This window comes from Cupriavidus sp. UYPR2.512 (genome assembly GCF_000379565.1).
In the GTDB taxonomy this organism is placed as follows: Bacteria; Pseudomonadota; Gammaproteobacteria; order Burkholderiales; family Burkholderiaceae; genus Cupriavidus.
Map to the genome: position 1 here is coordinate 1 of NZ_KB903096.1, position 1,427 is coordinate 1,427.

Annotated in this window: 1 protein-coding gene and 2 pseudogenes; 1 reads left to right on the top strand and 2 read right to left on the bottom strand. The window is 53.8% G+C overall.

Annotated elements, in window-relative coordinates; all coding sequences use genetic code 11:
* Nucleotides 1-98 precede the first annotated feature (98 nt).
* Nucleotides 99-412: pseudogene (locus A3A5_RS0122070) on the bottom strand (transposase); the annotation flags it as partial.
* 230 nt (nucleotides 413-642) lie between these two features.
* On the opposite strand from A3A5_RS0122070, the gene A3A5_RS43525 reads away from it, so the two are divergent.
* Nucleotides 643-1,125 carry a hypothetical protein gene (locus tag A3A5_RS43525; RefSeq protein WP_157637279.1) on the top strand — a complete coding sequence of 161 codons (483 nt, stop codon included), beginning with the start codon at nucleotides 643-645 and terminating at the stop codon, nucleotides 1,123-1,125.
* A gap of 74 nt (nucleotides 1,126-1,199) precedes the next feature.
* Here A3A5_RS43525 and A3A5_RS39145 read toward each other — a convergent pair.
* Nucleotides 1,200-1,427: pseudogene (locus tag A3A5_RS39145) on the bottom strand (transposase); the annotation flags it as partial.

Here is a 1,427-nt window from a genome sequence, read left to right on the forward strand (position 1 = left end):
GGATGAAGTCATGGGGACGCCGAAATCAAAGTGGGCCACATTATCCCGCACTTTCATTTCTGCCCTGCCTGTGTAACGCCGGGATGAACCACGCCGAAAAACTTCAGCAGCGTGGTCGCATCCGGCACCGCTTCGACCACCAAGTCGATGCCCGGCAAACGCGCGCATTGCCATGCTGTCATACAGCGCGTCTTCCAGCGCCTCGTCCGACAGCCCGCACCGCTATGCGCAGCATCCGCTCAAGTCCGATAGGCGGCCGTCCGCGCTTGCCCTTGGGGTAATACGGCTCGACTGCCGCAATCAGGCGCGACCACGGCACCAAACTCTCCATCTCCTTCAGGAAGCGCTCGCGTCGCGTCCCCCGCTTCTTGCCGTGGCTTTCCGCTTCCGCAAAGTTGATCTGTCGCTTCATCAATGGACCTAAATCATGGACACGCCTATGACAACATACTTCTTCAATGCCGCGATGACTGCTGCACTGATTTAATCAGTGATTCCTTAGCGACTCTTAAGGCAACACGTGCCTACAAAGGAAGTGGGCTAAATTTGATTCAAGTCAAAAATTATGTGTTTTTTTGGTCGCGTATTCCGAGATTTTGAATAAACTTAATTTTGTCTCATAGACGCAGAGAGGAGTTGAGAATGACAAGTCCAATTAATGCTCTTACGACACAAGCCGGAAGTACCCCGGGCCCACAGTACCAGCCGCCTTGGGATTTCATCACGATTGACACAAACACCGGTGTGGGTGGCGAGTATATCTATATCGGTTATCAACTCGGCGACAGCAATCCAGTTACATCACTCAATTTCGTTGCTTACGACCAAGCTCAATCCAATCCCCCATCGGGTTGGAACTGGAACCCGCAAGATCTGAACGCAGGTGCGGGCGGGAAATACATCTACATGATTTGGAAGATGGGAGAAGCGAACAAAAAGCCTATTACCGCAATCACGCTGCTTGCGGTTAGTAATTCTTCACCGCCTGCGATTGAAGGTTATACCTCGATTAATCAGGACTTGAATCAAGGGGCTGGCGGCCCCTATATCTGGCCATATTTTAGTACAGTTGTACCGATGGAAATGAAGAAAGAAGCGGTGACCCGCAAGGGCGTTGTTGCATAAATCGAGATTGAAAACAGGGGCTCCTCGGTGATGCTGAACTCAGGCGATACGGACGGATTGCGGGCGAGCGAGCGCCAAGGCTTCGCTCCATCGCGTGGCGGAATCGAGGGCTGTGCACCTCGCGCGGCAATCTCCGCGTGGCACGGCTTGCTGTCGTAAGCGCCATCACCTCCGATGGTATCGATCGGTGTATCAGCCGGGATCTGGTCGAGCAGGTCGGCCAACACTTCGCCATCGCCAACGTCCTGGTGGGTCATCAGTGCAGCACAGATTTGGCCGGTGTTCGCGTCCATGGCGAGATG

What these genes read in the sequence shown, in the direction of transcription:
- A3A5_RS43525 (WP_157637279.1), top strand. Translation starts at nt 643, where the DNA reads ATGACAAGTCCAATTAATGCTCTTACGACACAAGCCGGAAGTACCCCG.